The sequence below is a fragment of the Flavobacterium sp. TS_SC_5 genome (assembly GCF_056156265.1).
Window position 1 is genome coordinate 3,544,632 of record NZ_CM149588.1, and the last position, 23,724, is coordinate 3,568,355.

The following is a 23,724-nucleotide window of genomic DNA, read 5'->3' on the forward strand; positions in this document are numbered from 1 at the left end:
TCAACTAAAGCCAACTATTTATTCATTTAGGACAAATAGAAAACTATAACGATTGCAGAAAATAAGTAGTGCAAAAAAATCACTTTTTTAATATTTCAATGCCCTTTAAATAATCAGAAGGGCGTTGTCCTAAAATCTTGAAAAATGTGTTGCTAAAAGTTGGAACACTACTGTATCCCACAGCTTGAGCAACTTCGCTAACAGATAGTTTTTTTTCAAGTAACAATTCTATTGCTTTTAAAATTCTCCGAATGGTAAAATATTGAATGAATGACATGCCTAAATCTTTTTGGAACAAACGATACAAAGAGCGCTCACTGAACCCAAAACGATTGGCCAAATCAGAGAACAAAATAGTTTCTCCTAAGTTTTTATCTAAAAAACTAATAATCTTATTCAGGCGAATATCCTTTGGTAAAGGCAAGGATAACGGCAAATTAGTCAGACAAATTTCCGGTAAAATGGCTTTTATTGCATTGGCAATACTAAAATTCCTGGTTCCTTTTTTCAAGTTTCCATTCCATCGATTCGTGAAAAGCATCATTTGCAGTAATAAATCATTAATGGGATAAATTCCTTCTTTTTCGTAAAATGAATCTTCATTCAAATCTACCGGAAAATACAAATTCCGCATCATGACACGCTCCGAATTGGGATGAATACTATGTTTTACGCCACCCGGAATCCAGATAAAATGACGGGCGGGAAGAAAATAAGTTTTGGTTTCAGTAGTAACATGAACAATACCACCTTCTGAATAGAGCATTTGGGCTTTTTCATGCTTGTGAGTTGGAATTAACAATTCACCCATCAAATCATGGTGGCAATAAATACTTTTTTTATCGGTATCAACCTCTTTAATATAATATTTCTCTTCTAAAGTTTCGAATGGACTCATTGTGGCTGAAATGAATATTTTTATGACTTATTACGATATTTATCCAATTCTTAATTTCACTAAAATTGTATAGGATATAAATTAAAATCTAAAAATTGATTTAATTCATTATCAAAACATTAATTTTTGGTTATTTTTTTATTAAAAACACATAATTATGCAGTCGGATAGAATTAGATTTCAAAGTTACAAAGACAAAGTTATTTCTGCACAAGAAGCCGCTTTATTTTTCAAAGACAAAATGACTATCGGAACCAGTGGATTTACAAAAGCTGGTGACAGTAAAGCTGTTTTACCCGCTTTTGCCGCAAGAGCAAAATCAGAAACTATTGGAATCACATTAATTACCGGTGCTTCTTTAGGGCATACCACAGATGCGGACTTGGCTAACAATAACGCTTTGTACAAAAGAATGCCTTTTCAGGTAGATGCCACTTTACGAAAAAAAATAAACGAAGGAAAAGTACTTTTTATAGACCAACATTTAAGTGAAACGGCCGAATTATTAGAAAACAAACACCTTCCAAAAATTGACATTGCTGTAATTGAAGCTACCTATATTGATGAGAATGGAAATGTAATTCCAACAACCTCAGTTGGAAATTCAGCTACTTTTGCGCATGCCGCCGATAAAATCATCATCGAAATAAATACTTCCATACCACTTGAATTCAAAGGGATTCATGATATTTATATTTCAAAAAGTTATCCCAATCGAGAAGTTTTAAACATTACAGCTGCAGATGAAAGAATTGGGACCGATTATATCACCATTGATCCTAACAAAGTCATTGGAATTGTTTTCACAGAAATTCCCGATAGTCCGGCACAATTAACTACAATAGATCCCAAAACGACTGCTATTGCCAATCATTTACTGGCTTTTTTTGAAAATGAAATTAAAGAAGGACGCTTAACCAAATCATTGATGCCGTTGCAAGCGGGAATAGGAAAAGTAGCTAATGCGGTCATGTCTGGCTTTGCAAAAGGAAATTTTGAAAATTTAGTGATGTATTCCGAAGTCTTGCAGGATAGCACTTTTGAACTCATTGACAGCGGAAAATTAGATTTTGCATCGGCTTCTTCCATAACGGTTTCTGAAAATTGCTACAAACACATTCTTGATAACTTCGAAAAGTACAAAGACAAAATTCTACTTCGACCACAAACTATCAGTAATTCAGCCGAAGTGATCCGAAGATTAGGAGTTATAGCAATTAACACAGCCATTGAATTTGATATTTATGGCAATGTCAATTCTACCCATATTTCTGGAACCAAAATGATGAATGGTATTGGTGGTTCGGGTGATTTTGCTAGAAATGCGTATTTGAGCATTTTTGTTACCCAATCATCTTCAAAAGAATGTAATGCTATTTCTCATGTTTTACCAATGGTTTCGCATGTAGACCATACGGAACATGATGTTGATATCTTGATCACTGAACAAGGAATTGCCGATTTGAGAGGGCTTGCTCCCAGAGAACGCGCCAAAGTTATCATTGAAAACTGCACCCATCCGGATTACAAAGAAGAATTATCCGATTATTTTAATCGGGCTTGTTTGCGAGGAGGCCGATACGCCGCACATTTTAGAAGAAGCATTCAAACTGCACTCCAGATATATTGAAACCGGCAGTATGAAGCAAAATTGTCTAGTCGAAATAGGCTAGTATTCCTATTTTTATCTTTTTTAATATCCCCAAACACACTTTATTGTTTGGGGATATTTTTTTTTGCAATCAATTCATTTTTTGTAGCTTAAAATTTGTATTTTTTTTTATTTAATATAACATAAATCACTAACTTTAAGCAACTTAATAATTTTATAAAATCACCTACCTTTTATAATTTGTATAAAATAATCGAAATAAAATTAATTTCAAACTATTTAAAAAAGACTAAAAATGGAAACTAAAAAAACAATTTATGACTTACATGAAGAACATAAAACATGGTTAAACAAAATTTTGTTTTATAAAGATGAACTTAAAATTATGGATAAACGAATTTTGGAAGTGGCAGAAAAAAATACTTCTAAAGAGGTTCGTGCTTTAGCAGATCATTTTAGTAATGAGCTGATTATTCAAAAGGAACAGATTGATATATTAACTCACGATATTAAAAGTCACGAATTGTTCCTTGAGGCTGCAGTGGTTGATAATCCGCATGCCATTGATCATGAAAAATTTTCAGACCATAAAAAACATAGACAAAGTATAACAACATTTGAAAAACTATTTAAAGAATTGAGAGAAGAGCTTATTGATTTTCTCTCAAAATGGATGTGAGTTGAATGATTTTCAAAAATTTAGAACGTGTTTTTTTAAAAAAGTTTCTACATTATTTTGTAAGAGATTTTCATAATGAATAAATTTTAAATTTTTATTTATCTAAAGGACCCCAATATTTATCCATTAAGTGATTTATATCATAGAATTTAAGCAGTAAACAAACGAACTTTGAAAAGTAGTCATCTTGATTAAGAGATTATTAAAGAGTATTTCTAATTAATTCTGATCTTTCTGGAGACAAGGAGATTAATTAAATAGGAAGACTTGATAATATTACTGGTTCAATAATGGATAAATAACACTTAAATAAAAGTAAAATGGTTCAGACTAAAACAATGAAGGCACTAGTTTATGACGGTCCTGGAAAAATACAATTAAAAGACGTTCCGTTGCCTAAAATCGAAAAAACAACAGATGTATTAGTAAAAATATTAAAAACCACCATCTGCGGAACTGACTTGGGAATTTTACACGGAAAAACGCCATCGGTAAAACCAGGAACGACTCTGGGTCATGAAGGAGTTGGTATAATTGAAGAAACTGGAACCTCCGTTAGGAATTTCAAAAAAGGAGATCATGTAATTATTTCCTGCATCACTTCAGATGGTTCCTGCGAATATTGTAAAAAACAAATGTACGCGCATTGTGAGGATGGCGGGTGGATTTTAGGAAATCTTATAAACGGTACTCAGGCAGAATATGTTCGTATTCCGCATGCTGATAACAGTCTTTATCTTATTCCTGACGGTGCTGATGAAGAAGCCTTAGTAATGTTAAGCGATATTTTGCCTACAGGACATGAAATTGGTGTGATTAACGGCGGTGTAAAACCAGGAGACACCATTGCGATTGTTGGAGCCGGACCTATAGGAATGTCTGCTTTGCTTACTGCGCAGTTCTATTCTCCTTCTAAAATTTACATGATTGATATGGACGAAAATCGTTTGAAAATGGCTGAAAAATTTGGCGCAACAGATACGATAAACTCAGCCAAAGAAGATGTGCAGAAAAGAATACTAGCCGAAACGAAAGACGGAGTTGATGTGGCTATTGAAGCCGTTGGGGTTCCGGCTACCTTTGATATCTGTCAAAAAATTGTTCGTCCAGGCGGTAGTATTGCGAATATTGGTGTGCATGGAAAACCAGTAGAACTGCAAATTCAAGATTTGTGGATTCAAAATATTACAATAACAATGGGATTGGTAAATACAAATACTACTCCTATGCTATTGAAAACTGTTTCTTCCGGAAAATTGGAACCTTCTAAGCTAATTACGCATCATTTTAAATTAAGTGAAATACTAAAAGCTTATGAAGTTTTTGGCAACGCAGCAAAAGAAAAAGCGATGAAAGTAATTATTGAAGCTTAAAATCTGACTATAGCTTAAGCAATCTGCATTATTATTTGAAAAATATTCAAAGAAAAAGCAATACAATCATGGTAGAACTCTGTTCACTCGTACTATATTGTGTTGCTTTTTAATTATAAATTAATACAAAATATTTTGTTGTTTCTTTCTATTATCGTAATATTGCAATATAAAGATACAAGACGATGGGGATTACTAAATCAGAACATTTCACAGACGAACAAAATGAGTTGGCAACTTTGGCGAAAGCCATTGGGCATCCAGCGCGTATTGCGATTATTCAACACCTCATCAAAGTGAACAGTTGCGTGTGTGGCGATATTGTAAACGAATTGCCTTTGGCACAACCTACCGTTTCGCAACACTTGAAGGAACTGAAAAATGCCGGACTTATAAAAGGCAATTTTGAAGGGGCTTCCATTTGCTATTGCCTCAATGAAGAAGGTTTTAATAAAATAAAAGGCTTTTTTCAACACATTAATAGCTATTTAGAAAACAAAAAAAATCAATGTTGCTAATTTTTAAATAACGAGAATCATGAAACTATCAGAAATTAAAAAACAGTTGAGCACGTTAGAAAACGTTGCTTTTGTATTGCCAAACGGAACTTATGTTCCAGAACATTTCCATGTAACTGAAGTGGGTTTAATTACCAGAAACTTCATTGATTGTGGTGGAAAAGTTCGAAAAGAAAACGTGGTAAACTTTCAGTTATGGGATGCCAATGACTTTGAACACCGTTTAAAACCAAAAAAACTTTTGGATATAATTGAATTATCTGAAAAAATACTGGGTATTGAAGATTATGAAGTGGAAGTTGAATTCCAAGCGGAAACTATTGGCAAATACGATATTGGTTTCAACGGAACAGCATTTACGCTACTTAATAAGCAAACAGCTTGTTTGGCTGAAGACCAATGTGGAATCCCTGTAGAAAAACAAAAAGTAAAATTATCCGAACTCCCAAGTCAAACCAATAGCTGCACTCCAGGGGGAGGTTGTTGCTAAATTTAAAACTGTAAAATGGAACTAACCAAAACCATGCTATTTCCAGAAATAGCAAAAACAATTTCTTCTTTTAATTTTGAAAGCATTTCGGTAGAACGCAAAATTGTTCTGCAACCGCTTATTGATTTTATTCAAGCAAAAGCATCGAATCAAGAAGAAATTCGGTTGAATTTGATTTGTACACACAATTCAAGAAGAAGCCATTTGTCACAAGTTTGGGCACAAACTGCAGCGGCACATTTCAATATAAAAAATGTATTTTGCTATTCTGGGGGTACCGAAGCAACAGCTTTATTTCCTATAGCATCAAAAACATTGGAGCAATCAGGATTTAAAATCAAAACTATCGCGGCAGGAACTAATCCTATTTATGCCATAAAATATGCGGAGAATGAGCATCCAATCATTGGTTTTTCAAAAAGGTATGATGACGATTTTAATCCAAAAAGTGATTATGCAGCGATATTGACGTGTTCCCAAGCGGATGGCGGTTGTCCTTTTATTCCAGGAGCTGAAATACGCATTCCAATCAATTATGAAGATCCAAAAGCTTTTGACAATACACCCCACCAAGCAGAAAAATATCAGGAACGCAGTTTGCAAATTGCAACCGAAATGTTCTTCGTATTCTCCCAAATAAAATTATAATAATGGCCGCTAAAAAAAGATTAAATTTCCTCGACAGTTACCTTACCCTTTGGATATTTTTGGCAATGGCAATTGGCGTTTCCATTGGTTATTTTATCCCGTCCAGTAGCGGTTTTATCAATTCCTTTTCGAGCGGAACGACGAATGTTCCTTTGGCAATTGGATTGATATTAATGATGTATCCCCCTTTGACTAAAATTGATTTTTCAAAAATTCCTTTAATGTTTGAAAAACCAAAATTACTGACCGCCTCTTTCTTTATCACCTGGATTGTTGGTCCATTTTTAATGTTTTCACTGGCAACATTCTTTTTGAAAGATTACCCAGAATACATGATGGGTTTAATTATAATTGGTATTGCGCCTTGCATAGCGATGGTAATTGTCTGGAATGAATTAGCCGAAGGAAATAGGGAATTAACAGCTGGATTAATTGGAATTAACAGCTTGTTACAAGTGTTCTTTTTTGGTTTGTATGCGTATTTTTATCTGGAAATCATGCTACCTCTGTTTGGAATAAAAGGCTTGGAATTAAACATTACTATTGCTGAAATTGCTGCAACAGTCGGAATTTATTTAGGAATTCCATTTGCATTAGCAGTAATTAGCCGTTATGCCATTAAAAAATTCATTGGTGACAAATGGTTCAATCAAAAGTTCATTCCGTTTGTTTCTCCCATTACTCTGATTGCGTTACTTTTTACAATTGTAGTGATGTTCAGTTTAAAAGGTGAAATGATTGTTGATTTACCAATGGATGTAGTTCGAATTGCAATTCCACTTGTCATTTTCTTCACCATTATGTTTTTCTTGATGTTTTTTGTTTCTAAAAAAATTGGGGCTAATTATAGAGATGCCGTTGCACTTTCATTCACTGCTTCGGGAAATAATTTTGAATTGGCAATTGCAGTTTCCATTGGTGTTTTCGGAATCAATAGCGGACAGGCCTTTGCGGGAGTTATTGGGCCATTAGTAGAAGTTCCGGCTTTGATTATTCTGGTAAATGTCGCTTTTTGGCTAAGAAAAAAATATTATACTAAAACAACTTAAAGTAAAATTCCAATGCACGAAATTCTGGATGTTATTGTTATTGGTGGCGGACAAAGCGGATTGGCTTGCGGATATTATTTACGACGCCATAAACTCAACTTTCTAATCTTGGACAAAGAAGAAAAGTGCGGCGGTGCCTGGCTTCATGCTTGGGACAGCTTAACGCTTTTTTCTCCTGCACAACACAGTTCCCTTCCTGGCTGGCTGATGCCAAAATCTGAAAATCTGTTTCCTCTAAAACAAGAAGTAATTGATTATTTATGCCAATATGAAAAGCGTTACGAACTGCCAATAGAGCGCTCCGTTACTGTTGAAAACATAACTTCTGACAATAAAGTATTCAAGGTTTACACCAATAAAGGAATCTATTTTTCAAAAGCAATTATTGCAGCAACGGGAACTTGGAATAATCCTTATATTCCAAAGATTAATGGAATAGAAACTTTCAGAGGAATTCAAATGCATTCCGCCCATTATAAAAGTCCAGAACAGTTTAAGAATTTAAACGTTCTGGTTGTTGGTGAAGGAAATTCAGGCGCGCAGATTGTAGCCGAAGTTTCTAAAGTCACTACTGTGAAATGGTCTACCAGAAAACCACCTCAATATTTACCGGATGAAGTGGACGGGTTTTATCTTTTTAATGTGGCAACCGCTAAATACCTTGCTGAAAAAGAAGGAAAACCATTTAATGCTGCCAACTATGATTTGGGAAATATTGTAATGGTGCCACCAGTGAAAGAAGCTCGCTCGAGAGGAGTTCTAATTTCAAGCGGCAGTTTTGAAAGCATTTATGAAAACGGTGTACTTTGGTCTGACGGAACCCAAGAAGACTTTGATGTAATTATCTGGTGTACAGGTTTTGGTTATGCAACCTCTTTTTTGAAAAATATTGTTTCAGCAGACGAACGTGGTATTGTAAAAACTGAAGAAAGCAAAGCAATTGAAGTTCCCGGATTGTGGTTGACAGGTTACGGTAGTTGGACTGGTTACGCATCAGCAACACTCATTGGAATAAACAGAAATGCCAAACAAACCTGTAATGAAATCATAGAGTATCTACAGAAAAACTAAATCTCAAAATTCCATAATCAGTTAATTCCAATAGTTTAAACGAATTTATTGTCTTTTATAAATTTCAACGACATCCGTTTTGAATTTGTTTTTTAGCCATGCAATCAATTTTTGTTTGTCGGCAGCATTTATATCATTTTTACTTTCATAAAGCACTACGGTAATCACTTTTTTAGTGGCCTTGTTTTCATTAAAGACATGATTCGCAATGGCTATATTCTCAATTTCGGGAAACAATATTTTGGTTTCATTAAGAATAGCATTGTTATCAAATTTTAAAGAAGTAATTTGACTTTGAAGTTTGGCAATAATCAAATCTTTCTCACTCATCGTTTTATTGTTAAAAGTGATTTCATTCAAAATATCTTGCTTTAAATCAGTTGTGTCTTGAATAATATTTAATACCGTATTATTCAATTCATATGTTTTCAATTTTCCGTTAAGTTCTTTTATTTCGTCCTTATCCAGCCTTTTTCGTAAAAAAGCAATATCTATTTTTTTGGGATTTGAAGTAAACTGCGTTTTTTTATACAAAACAGTAAATCCTTTATCGATAAATTCTACTTTTAAAAATTGTTCTACCTTTTGTTTGTATTTTTTTTCTTGAAAAAGCTGATATGCAAAAAAGACGCTTGGAACAATCATTGCCAAAGTCAAAAAATAAATCATATACTTCACTCGCTTTTCGGTCTTTAGATTGGTTTGTTTAACGATTGGATACTTTAAATATTTGACAATTATAAACGTTGCAATACAGATAAAAACACAATTAATTGTATATAAATACATTGCACCGAAAAAAAATTTAAAATTCCCCAAAGCTAGGCCATAACCAGCCGTACACAGAGGAGGCATCAATGCCGTTGCAATGGCAACTCCGGGAATAGGATTTCCTTTTTCTACCCTCGTGATGGCTATTACTCCAACGAGTCCTCCGAAAAATGCAATAAAAATATCGTAAATATTAGGGGATGTTCTCGCTAGAAGTTCCGACTGCGTATCTTTAAAAGGGCTTAAATAAAAGTAAACAGTGGAAACCACCAAACTCACCACCGTAGCAATGAGCAAATTTTTCAATGATCTTTTAAGCAAATTAAAATCATAAATTCCCAAACCAAAACCAGCTCCAACAATTGGCCCCATCAGAGGTGAAATTAGCATCGCACCAATAATGACAGCTGTAGAATTTACATTCAGTCCTACAGAAGCCACAACAATTGCACAGGCCAAAATCCATAAATTTGATCCTCGGAAAGAGATGTTAGACTTCACATTATCCAATACTTTCTTTTTATCTTCTTCCCCACTATGCAAGTCAATAAAATTTACTACTTTATTCATGCTTCTTAAATTTATTCCTTATTTCAAGATTACTTTCAAAAACAAAATCTCCATTGTTCCTTTTCCTAATAAAGTCAGTAAGATAACTAATTTTAAAATAGTAATACTGGTATATTTTCAAAAAACCAATTGCCGAAATAATTATTCAAATACAAATTAATTGATGTTAATGCTATTATAATCAGAGTTTAAATTTGATTCGAATCATTTTATTTTGCCCCGCTGCGATTGCGGTATTTTCATCTATAAAGCGAATTGTATTCAATGTGGAATCAGATGCCAATTGTTTCCACGAAGCCCCACTATCCGAGGAATAATATATTCCTGAAGTCCCTACAGTAACAAGCCCTTTGCCATTACTTTTAGGAATATACTGTACACAAGATGCATACCCGAAACCTTGATTTTCAGCTACAAGTTTCCACGTTTTACCTCCATCAATTGTACTGGCTTTATTGGTGAAATTCTGATTTCTGATTTCATAATCGCCTCCGGCTACAAATCCGTTATTGGCATCATAAAAATCAGCCGTGAAAATTCCAGTCATTGTTTTTCCTTGCACAATTGGAGTTTCATGCACAGACCAACTATTTCCTCTATCAGAGGAGTAAAAAACCCTTGATTTTTTACCCCCAGAAACTATCCAGGTATTATTTCCTTTGATGACAATATTCGTATTGCTTGCCGCAAAAGCAGCTTCGTCTTCCATAACTTTTGGTAATTTATCACACGGAATTTTATTCCATGAATTCCCTCCGTCACGAGTCGTAATGATGTTAAGACAATCAGCAATTGGATCTCCCATGGCAATACCTTCTTTATCATCCCAAAATTGCATACTGTCGTAAAACACTTTCTCATGATTTTCCTGATACACTACTTTTGTTTCCTTATCCTCTTTTGAAATTTGGTACAGCAAGGCAGGATTTGCAACATTCAGAATAAAAACATACATCGCTGTTTGAGCAATACTTCTAAATTCAAGTTTTAACGAATCTTTGATGATTTTGTTCTCTATTTTCTGATTGGTATCCAAATCATAAAAACCATATCTTCCATTATCAGCAGCATACCAAATTTTATTTTTATCAATTTGAATAGCTCGTATACTTATTTTACCTTGAAATAGTGTGTCAATTGTAATGGATTGAAAACTAACTTTATTTAAATTTTCCGACTTATAAATACCTGTTTTACAAGAAACAAACACAATTAAAACTAATAGAATTAAAAAATTATTTTTCATTTTTATACATTTTACGGCTAATTTACAATTAATAATATAAATACAAATAGAGGCCAAAATTAATTGGCACAATAATTGAATATTGAAAAAAAAGGGAAAACTTAATCCAATTAATTATGAAAACGAAACTACTATTATTGAGTCTATTGACCTCTGTTTTCGCAACACAAATACAAGCGCAAGATAGAACATCAGTAAATGCCATGAATGCCGAAATCAGCGATAATCTTGATCTAAGAGCTGTTGCTTCTATTTTTGGTGATTCTAGAGACCTACAGGATTTTGAAAGACGCCTGAATGATCCTGAACTTCAAATATCTAATTTAGATTTAAACAACGACAATCAAGTTGATTATTTACGGGTTATTGAAACCGTAGAAAATAGAACGCATTTAATCATCGTTCAATCTGTTCTTGATGACGATGTTTACCAAGATGTTGCTACAATTGATGTTGAAAAAGACAGAAACAATAAAATTCATGTTCAAGTGGTTGGGGATGTTTTCATGTATGGCGCAAACTATATTTATGAGCCCGTATATTATACCACTCCTGTAATTTATGCTTCATTCTGGTCACCTAATTATTGTCCTTATTACTCAACTTGGAACTGGGGTTATTATCCTTCCTATTATTACGCTTGGAATCCATTTCCGGTATTTCGTTACAGAAACAACATAAATATTAATTTGAATATTAACAACAACTATAATTATGTTACTAACAGAAGAAGCAATCGAGCAGTAGTTTTATACAATTCAAGACGTTCTAATGGTTATGAGAGACAAAATCCAAACTATTCCTTTTCAAGAAGAAACGCTACTGTTGCGAACCGATATGAATTAGATCAAAGAAGAGTTTCCAGAAATGATAATGGATATTCTAACAGAAGAGGCGTGACTTCTAGAGACAATTCTCAAAATAGAACTAGCCCTTCCAGAGGAGGAGTTACTCCGCAAAGAGCAGGTTCTTCAAGAGATTATTCTCAAAACAGAACTGATCGTTCTACTCAGGCAACGCCTCAAAGAGGAAATTCTCAGAGAGAGTATTCTCAAAACAGAACTAGTCCTTCCACTCAGGCAACGCCTCAAAGAGGAAATTCACAGAGAGCGTATTCTCAAAACAGAACCAGTCCTTCTACTCAGGCAGCTCCTAAAAGAGGAAATTCTCAGAGAGAGTATTCTCAAAACAGAACTAGTACTTCTACTCAGGCAGCTCCTCAAAGAGAAAATTCTCAGAGAGATTATTCTCAAAACAGAACTAGTCCTTCCAGACAAGCTGCACCACAAAGAGCAGAGTCTCAAAGCAGACAGAATTCTTCGAGAGAATCAGCGCCACAAAGGTCAGAAAGTCAAAGAGGTAATTCTTCCAGAAACGACAACAGAAGATCTTAAAAACACTTCACTTTAAAACAGATAACACGGCTCGATACGCCGTGTTTTTTTTATTATCTAAAACATCTTATTTATTTTTTAAAAGTGTATTTTTGACAAGTTTTTTAAAAATATTACATGAGCGCATCGCACAAAGACCTGCATAGTAAATGGACATTAGGTGGTTTATTAATTTCATTAGGAATAATTTACGGGGATATAGGAACATCTCCATTGTACGTAATGAAAGCCATATTAGGCGAGCATATCATAAACGCGGATGTTGTTTTAGGTGGTATATCATGTGTGTTTTGGACACTTACCCTTCAAACTACTATTAAATATGTACTCATAACTTTAAGTGCTGATAATCATGGTGAAGGAGGTATTTTCGCCTTGTATGCTTTAGTCAAAAAAACAAAAATTCAATGGCTGATTGTCCCCGCAATAATCGGTGGAAGTGCTTTACTCGCTGACGGAATAATTACCCCTCCAATTTCCGTATCTTCTGCTGTTGAAGGGATTAGAACCTATTATCCGGAAATAAATACAATACCAATTGTAATAGGTATTTTATTCGTACTATTTGCCATCCAGCAATTTGGAACTAAATTAGTTGGTAAGTTTTTCGCTCCTATGATGTTGATTTGGTTTGGAATGCTTGCTATTTTGGGATGTATCCAAATCGCACAACATACTGATGTTTTTAGAGCCATCAATCCTTATTATGCCTATCATTTATTGACCATTCATCCTGAAGGATTTTTTGTTTTGGGATTTGTATTCCTTTGTACAACAGGTGCGGAAGCATTGTACTCCGATATGGGACATTGCGGACGAAAAAACATTAGAATTAGCTGGGTTTTTGTAAAAACAGCCCTAGTTCTTAATTATTTTGGTCAAGCCGCTTATTTAATTCAGCATCAAGGTGAAACATTACAAAGTTTGGGTGGAAAAAATGGAAATCCTTTTTACCTAATAATGCCGGACTGGTTTCAGCCTTTCGGAATTGTAATCGCTACGCTTGCCGCTGTAATTGCTTCGCAAGCATTAATTAGCGGCTCTTTTACTCTGATAAATGAGGCAATGCGATTGAATTTTTGGCCAAAAGTAAAAATCAAATATCCTACAGAATTGAAAGGTCAATTGTACATTCCATCTATTAACTGGTTACTGTTTTTTGGATGTGTTGGAATCGTATTGCACTTTGAAGAATCCAGCAATATGGAACATGCTTACGGTCTGGCGATTATCTTATGCATGATTATGACCACTATTTTACTTACTTTTTATTTAATTATGAAAAGAGTAAAATTATATTTTATCATACCGTTGATTACCATTTATTTAGCGATAGAATTTAGTTTTCTCGCTGCTAACATAACTAAGTTCGCTGACGGTGGTTATGTAACGCTTTTCATAGCAATTACTTTAATCAGTATAATGACGATTTGGTATTTAGCTAAGAAAATCAACAAGAGTTATACGAAAATCGTTAAAATTGAGGACTACAAAAAAGTTCTGGTTGAACTAAGTGCAGATTTATCAATTCCAAAATATGCCACACATTTAGTTTACATGACCAATGCGGGAAGAACGGATGAAATAGAAGAAAAGGTAATGTATTCCATTTTACAAAAAAGACCTAAAAGAGCTGATATTTATTGGTTCGTTCATGTCAATATTCTAACAGAACCATACAAAACTGAATATAAAGTTACCGAAATTGTAAAAGATGATCTGTATCGTGTAGACTTCAATTTAGGATTTAGGGAACCTACAAAAATAAACCTGATGTTTAAGGAAGTTATTAAGGATATGGTACAAAAAGGCGAAATGGATATTACCAGCAGATATGAGTCTTTGAATAACAATAATATCATAGGCGATTTCAAATTCGTTTTATCTGAAAAATTTCTTTCTAATGACAGTGATTTAAGATGGCATGAAAAAATAATTATGAACTCTTATTTTTTAATTAAAAAATTGAGTTTATCCGAAGAAAGAGCTTTTGGTTTAGACAGTAGCTCCGTAAAAATAGAAAAATTCCCAATGGTTCTCCATGCTCCTGAAAAAATTGGTCTGACAAGAACTAAATAGTAATTTAAACACGGCCTTAAAACCGTGTTTTATTTTTATTTCTTACAATAATTACTGTTAATTTATTCTAAAATAGTAACTTTGAAAAGTTTTTTAAAAATTTTTCATGAGCACTTCGCATAAAAACATCCACAGCCAACTTTCCGCTGCTGGCCTTTTGATTACGTTAGGAATTATATATGGCGACATTGGTACTTCACCATTATATGTAATGAAATCCATTATTGGAGAACATGCCATAAACAAGCAATTAATATTAGGTGGTTTATCCTGTATTTTATGGACATTGACTTTACAAACTACACTAAAATACGTAATAATTACCCTAAATGCGGATAACCACGGCGAAGGTGGAATTTTCTCTTTATATTCTTTAGTAAAAAAAACCAAAATTCAATGGCTAATTGTCCCTGCTATTATTGGGGGAAGTTTATTATTAGCCGAAGGTATTATTACGCCTCCCATTTCTGTATCTTCTGCGGTTGAAGGATTGCATATATTCAAACCCGATATCCCAACAATCCCCATTGTCATTGCGATACTTTTTATTTTATTCAGTATTCAACAATTTGGAGCTAAACTGGTAAGCAAGTTTTTTTCACCTACCATGCTAGTATGGTTTTCGATGCTTGGAATTTTAGGCTGCATCCAGATTTTTAAAAATGTTGAAATCTTCAAAGCTATTAATCCTTATTATGGCTATAAATTATTAACCTCAGATAAGGCTGGCGAAGGATTTCTAATTTTGGGAGCGGTATTCTTGTGTACAACGGGAGCAGAAGCATTGTACTCGGACATGGGACATTGCGGACGACGAAATATCCGAGTGAGTTGGATTTTTGTAAAAACTACTTTAATTCTTAATTATTTTGGACAGGGAGCATTTCTGTTGCTACATGAAGGAAAAACATTGGCACAATTAGGAAGTTCGAATCACAATCCGTTTTATCTCATCATGGCCGATTGGTTTCAGCCAATCGGAATTGTAATTGCCACATTTGCAGCTATCATTGCTTCACAAGCATTAATTAGTGGTTCATTTACATTGATCAATGAAGCCATGCGATTGAACTTTTGGCCAAAAGTAAAAATCAATTATCCAACTGACGTAAAAGGGCAATTATACATTCCTTCTATCAATTGGCTGCTTTTTGTAGGGTGTGTTGGAATCATTTTATATTTCAAAGAATCCAAAAATATGGAGCATGCCTATGGCCTTTCCATAATTCTGGGAATGATGATGACAACAACGTTATTGAATTATTATTTGATAATGAAAAGAGTCAAATGGTATTTTTTGACTCCGTTAATTACCTTATACGCAACTATAGAAATTGGCTTTTTATATGCTAATATTTCTAAATTTATGGAAGGTGGATATGTGACGTTATTTGTGGCAATATTCATGATTTTCATAATGAGTACTTGGTTTTTGGCTAAGAAAATCAGCAAAAATTATACGCAAATTGTCAAAATTGACGATTATACAAAAGTATTGGGTGAGTTGAGTCATGATGAAACTATCCCGAAATACGCCACCCATTTAGTCTACATGACAAATGCTACGCGATCCGATGAAATTGAAGAAAAAGTAATGTATTCAATCCTTCGTAAAAGACCCAAAAGAGCTGACATTTATTGGTTTATACATGTAAATGTGCTAAACGAACCTTACAAAAAAGAATATCGAGTAACCGAAATCCTAAAAGATGATTTATACCGAGTTGATTTTTATTTGGGTTTTAGAGAACCTACAAAAATCAACTTAATGTTTAAAGAAGTAATAAAAGATATGGTTAGCAAAGGCGAAATGGACATTTCCAGCCGTTATGAATCTTTGAATAAAAATAATATTATAGGTGATTTCAAATTTGTTTTATCTGAAAAGTTTCTTTCTAATGACAGTGATTTAACTTTCTTCGAAAAAATTGTAATGAACACTTATTTCATTTTGAAAAAATTCAGTTTGTCTGAAGGTAAAGCTTTTGGTTTAGACAATAGTTCCGTTAAAGTAGAACAGTTCCCCATGGTTCTGCATCCACCGGAAATTATCAATATGAAAAGAATAGAAAAATCAAATACCAACATGTGATTGCCGTAATTATTCTATCATAAATAGTATCTAAAAAAGTTTTTTTCTTTATCAGAAAAAAACTTTTTTGTTTTTATGCAATTTCCATAAGTTTTCAAGTAGCACTTGTACAAACTCGTAAGCCACAAATGCAAAAACTCACATAAAAAAAACCTACCTTTGCACCTCAATTATTCAAAATGAGATTACACAGAAATTTAGTTTATACAACAATAGACGCATTGAACGCCATTTTTAATGAAGGCGAATATGCGGATAAAGTGGTCGCAAGATCCTTAAAAAAAGACAAGCGTTGGGGAAGTTCTGACAGAAAGTTTGTTGCCGAAACCATCTACGAAATTGTACGTTGGAAAAGATTATACGCAGAAATAGCCGAAGTAAAAGAACCATTTGACCGAGACAATCTATGGAGAATGTTTTCTGTTTGGGCTGTATTAAGAGGATATCCTATTCCGGATTGGCGTCAGCTGGAAGGAACTCCAGAACGAAAAATAAAAGGGCGTTTTGATGAACTTTCAAAAGTAAGAGCCTTAAAAGAATCTATTCCAGACTGGATGGATGAATTAGGAGTTAGAGAATTAGGCGAAAAAGTTTGGGCTACTGAAATTACAGCTCAAAATCAACCAGCTAAAGTAATTTTGAGAGTAAATACACTTAAGACTACCAGAGAAGCGTTACGTGCTATTTTAATGGATTTAAACATTGAAACGGAAACGTTGAAAAATCAACCGGATGCTTTGGTACTGAAAGAAAGAGCTAATGTTTTCTTAACTGACGCATTTAAACAAGGTTTCTTTGAAGTTCAAGATGCCAATTCACAATTAGTAGCTGCTTTTCTTGATGTAAAACCAGGAATGCGTGTGGTTGATACCTGCGCCGGTGCTGGTGGAAAAACATTGCACATTGCATCTTTAATGGAAAACAAAGGACAATTAATTGCGATGGATTTGTATGAAAGCAAATTGAAGCAATTAAAAATCAGAGCTAAAAGAGACGGTGCTTTCAATATTGAATACCGCATTATTGACTCTACAAAAATCATCAAAAAATTACACGAAAAAGCGGATCGTGTTTTAATTGACGCACCTTGCAGTGGTTTAGGAGTTTTGAAAAGAAATCCGGACGCTAAATGGAAATTGAAACCGGAATTCATCGACAACATCCGTAAAGTACAATCGGAAGTTTTAGAAAGCTATTCTAAAATTGTAAAACCGGGAGGTAAATTAGTGTACGCCACTTGTTCTATATTACCATCAGAGAACCAAGAACAGGTACAACGCTTTTTGACAACTGACATTGGTAAACAATTCAATTTTATAAAAGACCAAAAAATCTTGGCATCGGAATCTGGTTTTGACGGATTTTATATGGCCTTACTAGAACGTAAAGAAAGCTCAGAACAGAAGGAAAAAAGAGTACAAAAAGAAGTAGAATAAAAATTAGATTTTACACTCTATAATTTACAAAAAAAGTCCTCGAAATTTCGAGGACTTTTTTTATGTAATTATTTTTTTTCAGTTTAATCTTTTTCTAACTTTAAACATTAAACTAAAAAAACTTTGAACTTTTATAATTAATCATTCATTGAGATTAAAAACTCTTCATTATTCTTTGTTTTCTTGAAACGATCATTGATGAAATCCATCGCTTCCACTGGATTCATATCCGAAAGGTATTTTCTCATAATCCACATGCGTTGTAATGTTTTTTGATCCAATAACATATCGTCACGTCGTGTACTTGAAGAAGTCAAATCGATAGCCGGGAAAATACGTTTGTTAGCAATTTTTCTGTCCAATTGCAATTCCATATTACCAGTACCTTTAAATTCTTCAAAGATAACTTCATCCATTTTAGAACCAGTTTCAGTCAATGCAGTAGCGATAATACTTAATGAACCACCATTTTCTACGTTACGGGCAGCTCCAAAGAAACGTTTTGGTTTTTGCAATGCATTCGCATCCACTCCACCACTTAATACTTTACCTGAAGCAGGCTGAACTGTATTATATGCTCTGGCCAAACGCGTAATCGAATCCAACAGAATCACTACATCGTGACCACATTCTACCAATCGTTTTGCTTTTTCAAGGACGATGTTTGCAATTTTAACATGCTCTTGCGGTTCTCTGTCAAATGTAGAAGCAATTACTTCACCACGCACACTGCGCTGCATGTCAGTCACCTCTTCTGGGCGTTCGTCAATCAATAAAACAATTAAATATACTTCAGGATGATTTGCCGCAATAGCATTGGCAATTTCCTTAAGCAACATCGTTTTACCGGTTTTAGGCTGCGCCACAATCATTCCGCGTTGTCCTTTTCCTATTGGTGAAAACAAATCGATGATTCTAGTTGAAATCGTACTTTGCTTTTCGGCCAATTTGAATTTTTCTGATGGAAAAACCGGAGTCAAATGTTCGAATGAAACTCGGTCACGAACTACTTGCGGATCGTGTCCGTTTATTTTTAAAACGCGTACTAATGGGAAAAATTTCTCTCCTTCTTTTGGAGGACGAACTACTCCTTTTACGGTATCTCCGGTTTTAAGACCGAATAATCTAATTTGAGAAGTAGATAAATAAATATCATCTGGCGAAGCCAAATAGTTGTAATCTGATGAACGTAAGAAACCATATCCATCAGGCATCATTTCCAGAACGCCTTCACTTTCTATAATTCCGTCAAATTCAAAATCAGAAGCAGCAAAATTACTTTTCTTATTTTTGAAATTCGGATTTTGATTTCCATTTCCGTTCCCATTTCCGTTAGGATTTGGATTCAGCTTATGTAATTGGTTTGGATTTATTTTTTTGACAGGAACAACAACCTCACCTTTTTCTTCAGTGGAAGTTTCTGCTGTAGCCTCATTTTCTTTTGCAGTATCTTTTACTTCTTCTTTATCCTTTTTCAAGGCTATTTTTTTCTCGTAAGCTGATTTATTAAACTTAATCACCTTATCTGCTTTTTTCTCAGTAACCACAGGCTCTTGAACTGAAACTGCTTCTTGTTCTTTTGGCATTTCTTCCAAAGAAGAACTATTTTCAACGAGAACATTTTCTTCTACATTACTATCTTCGGTTTCAAACAGCGTGTTTTTTGTTGTTTTCTGTATAGCCACTTTTTTCACAGGCAGTATTCTAGCTCTTTCTCTTTTCGGTTTATCCTCTTCAAGATTACTTTCTGTCTTTGTATCTAGTATAGCTTCCACAGTAGCAACTTGATGATCCAAAATCTGACCGATTAAAGTATCTTTTTTTACACCGTTAAATTTTATGGTTTTAGCTGCTTTAGCTATTTCTTGAAGCTCAGAAAGCTTCATTTCTTTTAATGCAGAAATATCAAACATGAATGTTCTATGAGTTTAATTAATTTTTGGAAATAATGTAAAAGATAGGTAGTGAACTTAAAATTGAATCAACCGCAGTATGAAGTGCTTACGGAATTATGATGCAATAATACGAATAAAATTTAATCAGACAATAGTATTTTTAAAAAAGAAAATATATTTTTGTAAAACATATTTAACAAATGATACAAAGAATTCAGACTATTTATTTATTGCTTGCTTTTGTAGTGACAGGCATTTTACTATTTTTTATTCCATTATGGACTATGAGCGATGGTAAAGCATTTTATTTCATGCAAAGTCAAGTGTATACGATATTATTAGGATTGAGTACGACGTTGAGTTTATTTAGTGTAGTTTCCTATAAAAAAAGACAAAATCAGTTTGTTATTGGCAGACTGAATATCATATTAAATTTGATTTTATTAGGATTGTTTGTATATCGTTCACTAAATCTATCTGGAGAAACACCTGCTGTTTCGGAGAAAGGTATTGGGATGTTTCTACCTGTAGTTGCTATCGTGTTATTAGTCTTGGCTAATAAGGCTATCAAAAAGGATGAAGATCTTGTAAAATCTGTGGACAGATTGAGGTAAACCTATAATATTTAGTTTATTAGTGCGAAGGAAACCCGAATGTAACAATTCGGGTTTTTTTGTGGATTTTGTCACTATTTATTTTAACAGTACAAAACAATAATAAAGATCTAATAAACTAATAATCTGTTGTTTTTTTTATAAATTTGGCAATAACAATCACGATATGTTAAACAAAATAAGAATTCATCTTGCTGATGACCATCAAATTCTTATTGATGGAATCAGAACCATATTACATACCAATCCTAGATTTGAAGTGGTGGGTTTTTCCATTAATGGTACCGAATTATACGATGAAGTTATTCAGAACAAATCGGATATCCTTATTCTGGACATTAACATGCCAGAAAAAGATGGAATTGAAGTAATTAAAGAGTTTGCTGAAAAAGGATTTCCCTGCAAAATTATTATTTTATCCAGTCATGATGATTTGAGAATAATCAAAGAAGTAATGAAATTAGGTAGCAGCGGTTATTTGACAAAAAAATGTGCCGGTGAAAATATCGTCGAAGCCATTCAGGCTGTTTACAATGGTGAAGAATATTTTTGCAAATCGGTTCGGGAAAAAATATTCAATACCGCAACTAAGGATAATCCAAAATTAAACAAACCTGATCTAAAAGGAAACTTAGCGTTAACCGACAGAGAACTAGAAATTATCACTTTGATCTCACTTGAATTCAGTGGAAAAGAAATTAGTGATCAGTTATTCATCAGTGTCAATACAGTGGAAACACATCGAAAAAACATAATGAAAAAATTGGATGCAAAAAACTCCATAAGTCTTGTAAAATACGCCATTAAACATCAGTTAATTAAATCCTGAGTTGGTAATTTAAATCCGATTCATTTTCAAAAACCAGCTGTGACAAAACAATAAAACCCAATAAAATTAAAGTACCTATGTCATACAGACAAATTGTTATCGCATTGCTTGTATTACTTAGTTGTTCCACAAATACAGTTTTTGCATACAAAAAAAAGCCTATAAAAAAAGAAGTTACCGCGCTTTCTAACGAAGCAATACTCCTAATGAAAGAAGGCAGTTACGAAAAATCACTCATAAAATCAAGACTTGCTTTAAGTCAGGCTATTCGTCTAAAAGACAACAATCTGATTGCAGGTTCGTACAACACCATTGCTGCAAATTTTGACCAGTTATCTGAATATGACAAAGCTTTTTATTATTACCACAAAGGCTTAACCTATGCCAACAAAACCAATAATGATGTTTTAAAAAACTGGATTAACAATAATTTAGGGAACATTTATTGTTTTGATAAAAAACAATATGAAAAAGGTATTTATTATTATAAAAAATCATTAGAATACAGCACGAGAATCAAGGACTCCGCACAAATAGTTTTTACTAAGCTAAATTTGACCTGGGCATATTTTGATATAGGACGTTATGATGAAGGACTTCCCTACCTGAAATACATCAATAAACATCATGAAAAACATGGCGATACCTCTACTATTGTGGCACTACACATGCTCAATGGAATGTATTATAATTATAAAAACGACCCTGAAAAAGCAACGTTCTTTTTTGAAAATGCAATAAAACTTGGAAATGAAGGAAACGAAAAATCAGATTTGTCGTATTCACACCATGAGTATTCTAAGTTTTTATTAAAAAATGGAGATTATAAAAAAGCTTATAAAAATCTCGCTATTTTTAATGCTATAACGGATGAATTAAACGATGAAGAAAAACTCAACAAAGCCAATGTTGCCGGTATAAATCTTGAAATTGACGAATACAAACGAGAAATTGACAAAATAGAAAGTGAGTTTAAAACTAAAGAATATATTTTACTTCAAGAGCAATCCAGAAACAAGAAAATTGTTATTATATTAAGCGCGATCCTACTACTATTGTTCCTGCTTTTTTACCTTTATTCCCAAAATGCGCAACTAAAACAAAAAAATAAACTAAAAGATTTGCGCAGTAAAGCTCAGGAAAACATGATTAATGCGTCTATAAACGGGCAAGAATTAGAACGCAAAAAAATTGCGGCTTTTTTACATGATAATATCAGCGCTTTACTGTCATCGGCAGGATTACATTTACATGCATACACGTCACAAAACCAGTCTTATTCGCAAGAAATAATGAAAACCAAAGCAATACTGGAAGAAGCGCACGATCAGGTTCGGGATTTGTCACACGAACTAATGCCGTCACTTTTGGCACGATTTGGATTATTTGATGCTTTGGATGATTTGTGTGAAAAAAATTCCAATTCGATTGTGCATTTTGAATACGCCAGTTTTATAAACAGAAAAACGCGTTATGATGAAGATTTTGAAATGAAAATTTATTTTATAATCATGGAACTTCTCAACAACATCATAAAACACAGTCATGCAAGTCAGTCTAAATTAAGTATGGATGAAAATAACGAATTACTGAAAATCACGCTTATGGATAATGGAAAAGGTTTTGATTCCAGTAGATTTCATGTTCTGGAAGGTTTTGGTTTAAACCAAATAAAAGCTCGGATCAATAATTTAAAAGGAAATATTCACTTGAACTCAAAAGTAAACGCTGGAACAATCATTACAATTGAAGTCCCAATAACGTATCCAAAAAAGGCAACTACACCCGTTTTTCAATCTCAATAATTTCCATATCCTTGATTTTGTCTCCTTCAATCACAAATCGCAACATGGTGCGCAGCTGATGAAAACCACTTTTCCCTGCCGCTCCGGGATTCATGTGCAATAAATTATGTTTTTTATCAAAGATGACTTTCAGGATATGAGAATGCCCGCAAATAAATAATTTAGGAGGGTTTGATTGCATTTCTGCTTTAATATTTGGATTGTATTTTCCCGGATAACCGCCAATATGCGTAATCCAGACATCGACACCTTCACATTTAAATCGGTTGTGCAACGGAAATTCCATTCGAGCCTTGGCATCATCAATATTCCCATACACACAACGCAACGGTTTTAGCTTCTTTATCGCATCTGTTACAGCCAGATCACCTATATCGCCCGCATGCCAAACCTCGTCAGCTTGAGCAACATATTTCAAAATCGTATCATCAATATGACTGTGCGTATCAGAAAGCAAGAGTATTTTTTTCATATTTATGTTATCATTGCAAGGCTTGAGGCAATCTGGAGCTATTTCCCGCTTTCCACTTCAATCTTTTTATCCGCCGAAAAGGCGATTAGAAAGGATTTCCGTTACAATCAGGGCTAGGATTTTGTGGTAAAAATAAACATTCACATTCCAAATAAAAAATCAAATTGAAACTTACCAAACTTT

General features: G+C 33.7%; 19 protein-coding genes and 1 pseudogene. 15 read left to right on the forward strand and 5 right to left on the reverse strand.

Translation table 11 applies throughout. From position 1 onward, the window contains the following. Positions 1–79: 79 nt before the first annotated feature. Positions 80–898, reverse strand: a complete 819-nt coding sequence (locus AC0J6S_RS15240) for a helix-turn-helix domain-containing protein (protein WP_113666895.1) — start codon at positions 896–898, stop codon at positions 80–82. A gap of 157 nt (positions 899–1,055) precedes the next feature. On the opposite strand from AC0J6S_RS15240, the pseudogene AC0J6S_RS15245 reads away from it, so the two are divergent. The 8 genes and pseudogenes from AC0J6S_RS15245 (at position 1,056) to AC0J6S_RS15280 (ending at position 8,338) form a co-directional block, all read left to right on the forward strand. Next, a pseudogene (locus AC0J6S_RS15245) lies at positions 1,056–2,571 on the forward strand (succinate CoA transferase). Positions 2,572–2,805: 234 nt separating this feature from the next. Continuing rightward, complete coding sequence (locus tag AC0J6S_RS15250) at positions 2,806–3,189, forward strand: hypothetical protein (RefSeq protein WP_474954587.1); 384 nt, start codon at positions 2,806–2,808, stop codon at positions 3,187–3,189. Between the two features lie 320 nt (positions 3,190–3,509). Continuing rightward, entirely contained in the window at positions 3,510–4,562 is a 1,053-nt protein-coding gene (locus AC0J6S_RS15255) for a zinc-dependent alcohol dehydrogenase family protein (protein WP_474954588.1), read from the forward strand. A 185-nt stretch (positions 4,563–4,747) separates the two neighbouring features. Beyond that, complete coding sequence (locus tag AC0J6S_RS15260) at positions 4,748–5,080, forward strand: ArsR/SmtB family transcription factor (RefSeq protein WP_474954589.1); 333 nt, start codon at positions 4,748–4,750, stop codon at positions 5,078–5,080. Positions 5,081–5,099: 19 nt separating this feature from the next. Beyond that, on the forward strand, positions 5,100–5,570 hold the full coding sequence (locus AC0J6S_RS15265) for a DUF6428 family protein (RefSeq protein WP_474954590.1): 471 nt from the start codon (positions 5,100–5,102) through the stop codon (positions 5,568–5,570). 15 nt (positions 5,571–5,585) lie between these two features. Next, complete coding sequence (locus AC0J6S_RS15270; RefSeq protein ID WP_474954591.1) at positions 5,586–6,218, forward strand: arsenate-mycothiol transferase ArsC; 633 nt, start codon at positions 5,586–5,588, stop codon at positions 6,216–6,218. A 2-nt stretch (positions 6,219–6,220) separates the two neighbouring features. Continuing rightward, positions 6,221–7,267, forward strand: coding sequence for an ACR3 family arsenite efflux transporter (gene arsB, locus AC0J6S_RS15275; protein ID WP_474954592.1), 1,047 nt, complete (start codon positions 6,221–6,223; stop codon positions 7,265–7,267). Positions 7,268–7,279: 12 nt separating this feature from the next. Further along, positions 7,280–8,338 (forward strand): ArsO family NAD(P)H-dependent flavin-containing monooxygenase, encoded by a 1,059-nt coding sequence (locus AC0J6S_RS15280; protein ID WP_474954593.1) that lies wholly within the window; start codon positions 7,280–7,282, stop codon positions 8,336–8,338. A gap of 45 nt (positions 8,339–8,383) precedes the next feature. On the opposite strand, the gene AC0J6S_RS15285 is transcribed toward AC0J6S_RS15280, so the two are convergent. Next, a complete protein-coding gene (locus tag AC0J6S_RS15285; protein ID WP_474954594.1) occupies positions 8,384–9,679 on the reverse strand; it encodes a TIGR00341 family protein in 1,296 nt (431 codons plus the stop codon). A gap of 181 nt (positions 9,680–9,860) precedes the next feature. Beyond that, entirely contained in the window at positions 9,861–10,925 is a 1,065-nt protein-coding gene (locus AC0J6S_RS15290; protein WP_474954595.1) for a WD40/YVTN/BNR-like repeat-containing protein, read from the reverse strand. Between the two features lie 116 nt (positions 10,926–11,041). Here AC0J6S_RS15290 and AC0J6S_RS15295 point away from each other — a divergent pair, with 116 nt between their 5' ends. The 4 genes from AC0J6S_RS15295 (at position 11,042) to AC0J6S_RS15310 (ending at position 17,926) form a co-directional block, all read left to right on the forward strand. Further along, on the forward strand, positions 11,042–12,319 hold the full coding sequence (locus AC0J6S_RS15295) for a hypothetical protein (protein ID WP_474954596.1): 1,278 nt from the start codon (positions 11,042–11,044) through the stop codon (positions 12,317–12,319). Positions 12,320–12,436: 117 nt separating this feature from the next. Further along, positions 12,437–14,398, forward strand: a complete 1,962-nt coding sequence (locus tag AC0J6S_RS15300; RefSeq protein ID WP_474954597.1) for a KUP/HAK/KT family potassium transporter — start codon at positions 12,437–12,439, stop codon at positions 14,396–14,398. Positions 14,399–14,504: 106 nt separating this feature from the next. Further along, positions 14,505–16,490 (forward strand): KUP/HAK/KT family potassium transporter, encoded by a 1,986-nt coding sequence (locus AC0J6S_RS15305; RefSeq protein ID WP_474954598.1) that lies wholly within the window; start codon positions 14,505–14,507, stop codon positions 16,488–16,490. 179 nt (positions 16,491–16,669) lie between these two features. Continuing rightward, positions 16,670–17,926: an RsmB/NOP family class I SAM-dependent RNA methyltransferase gene (locus AC0J6S_RS15310; protein ID WP_474954599.1), complete on the forward strand. Its 1,257-nt coding sequence runs from the start codon at positions 16,670–16,672 to the stop codon at positions 17,924–17,926. 137 nt (positions 17,927–18,063) lie between these two features. Here AC0J6S_RS15310 and rho read toward each other — a convergent pair whose 3' ends face one another. Then, positions 18,064–19,839: a transcription termination factor Rho gene (gene rho, locus AC0J6S_RS15315; protein WP_474954600.1), complete on the reverse strand. Its 1,776-nt coding sequence runs from the start codon at positions 19,837–19,839 to the stop codon at positions 18,064–18,066. A gap of 182 nt (positions 19,840–20,021) precedes the next feature. On the opposite strand from rho, the gene AC0J6S_RS15320 reads away from it, so the two are divergent. The 3 genes from AC0J6S_RS15320 to AC0J6S_RS15330 all read left to right on the forward strand — a co-directional run bounded on the left by AC0J6S_RS15320 (position 20,022) and on the right by AC0J6S_RS15330 (position 23,069). Next, positions 20,022–20,435: a DUF4293 domain-containing protein gene (locus AC0J6S_RS15320; RefSeq protein WP_474954601.1), complete on the forward strand. Its 414-nt coding sequence runs from the start codon at positions 20,022–20,024 to the stop codon at positions 20,433–20,435. A gap of 166 nt (positions 20,436–20,601) precedes the next feature. After that, a complete protein-coding gene (locus AC0J6S_RS15325) occupies positions 20,602–21,264 on the forward strand; it encodes a response regulator (protein WP_474954602.1) in 663 nt (220 codons plus the stop codon). A gap of 77 nt (positions 21,265–21,341) precedes the next feature. Next, on the forward strand, positions 21,342–23,069 hold the full coding sequence (locus AC0J6S_RS15330; protein ID WP_474954603.1) for a tetratricopeptide repeat-containing sensor histidine kinase: 1,728 nt from the start codon (positions 21,342–21,344) through the stop codon (positions 23,067–23,069). On the opposite strand, the gene AC0J6S_RS15335 is transcribed toward AC0J6S_RS15330, so the two are convergent. Next, complete coding sequence (locus AC0J6S_RS15335) at positions 23,044–23,541, reverse strand: metallophosphoesterase family protein (RefSeq protein ID WP_474954604.1); 498 nt, start codon at positions 23,539–23,541, stop codon at positions 23,044–23,046. The genes AC0J6S_RS15330 and AC0J6S_RS15335 overlap by 26 nt on opposite strands. Positions 23,542–23,724 lie beyond the last annotated feature (183 nt).

Bases quoted from the DNA above. Each gene is read 5' to 3' on its own strand.
- AC0J6S_RS15295 (WP_474954596.1), top strand. From the start codon at position 11,042: ATGAAAACGAAACTACTATTATTGAGTCTATTGACCTCTGTTTTCGCA.
- AC0J6S_RS15310 (WP_474954599.1), top strand. From the start codon at position 16,670: ATGAGATTACACAGAAATTTAGTTTATACAACAATAGACGCATTGAAC.
- AC0J6S_RS15250 (WP_474954587.1), top strand. From the start codon at position 2,806: ATGGAAACTAAAAAAACAATTTATGACTTACATGAAGAACATAAAACA.
- AC0J6S_RS15280 (WP_474954593.1), top strand. From the start codon at position 7,280: ATGCACGAAATTCTGGATGTTATTGTTATTGGTGGCGGACAAAGCGGA.
- AC0J6S_RS15270 (WP_474954591.1), top strand. From the start codon at position 5,586: ATGGAACTAACCAAAACCATGCTATTTCCAGAAATAGCAAAAACAATT.
- AC0J6S_RS15260 (WP_474954589.1), top strand. From the start codon at position 4,748: ATGGGGATTACTAAATCAGAACATTTCACAGACGAACAAAATGAGTTG.
- AC0J6S_RS15240 (WP_113666895.1), bottom strand. From the start codon at position 898: ATGAGTCCATTCGAAACTTTAGAAGAGAAATATTATATTAAAGAGGTT.
- AC0J6S_RS15305 (WP_474954598.1), top strand. From the start codon at position 14,505: ATGAGCACTTCGCATAAAAACATCCACAGCCAACTTTCCGCTGCTGGC.
- arsB (WP_474954592.1), top strand. From the start codon at position 6,221: ATGGCCGCTAAAAAAAGATTAAATTTCCTCGACAGTTACCTTACCCTT.
- AC0J6S_RS15265 (WP_474954590.1), top strand. From the start codon at position 5,100: ATGAAACTATCAGAAATTAAAAAACAGTTGAGCACGTTAGAAAACGTT.
- AC0J6S_RS15255 (WP_474954588.1), top strand. From the start codon at position 3,510: ATGGTTCAGACTAAAACAATGAAGGCACTAGTTTATGACGGTCCTGGA.
- AC0J6S_RS15290 (WP_474954595.1), bottom strand. From the start codon at position 10,925: ATGAAAAATAATTTTTTAATTCTATTAGTTTTAATTGTGTTTGTTTCT.
- AC0J6S_RS15320 (WP_474954601.1), top strand. From the start codon at position 20,022: ATGATACAAAGAATTCAGACTATTTATTTATTGCTTGCTTTTGTAGTG.
- AC0J6S_RS15330 (WP_474954603.1), top strand. From the start codon at position 21,342: ATGTCATACAGACAAATTGTTATCGCATTGCTTGTATTACTTAGTTGT.
- AC0J6S_RS15300 (WP_474954597.1), top strand. From the start codon at position 12,437: ATGAGCGCATCGCACAAAGACCTGCATAGTAAATGGACATTAGGTGGT.
- AC0J6S_RS15285 (WP_474954594.1), bottom strand. From the start codon at position 9,679: ATGAATAAAGTAGTAAATTTTATTGACTTGCATAGTGGGGAAGAAGAT.
- rho (WP_474954600.1), bottom strand. From the start codon at position 19,839: ATGTTTGATATTTCTGCATTAAAAGAAATGAAGCTTTCTGAGCTTCAA.
- AC0J6S_RS15335 (WP_474954604.1), bottom strand. From the start codon at position 23,541: ATGAAAAAAATACTCTTGCTTTCTGATACGCACAGTCATATTGATGAT.
- AC0J6S_RS15325 (WP_474954602.1), top strand. From the start codon at position 20,602: ATGTTAAACAAAATAAGAATTCATCTTGCTGATGACCATCAAATTCTT.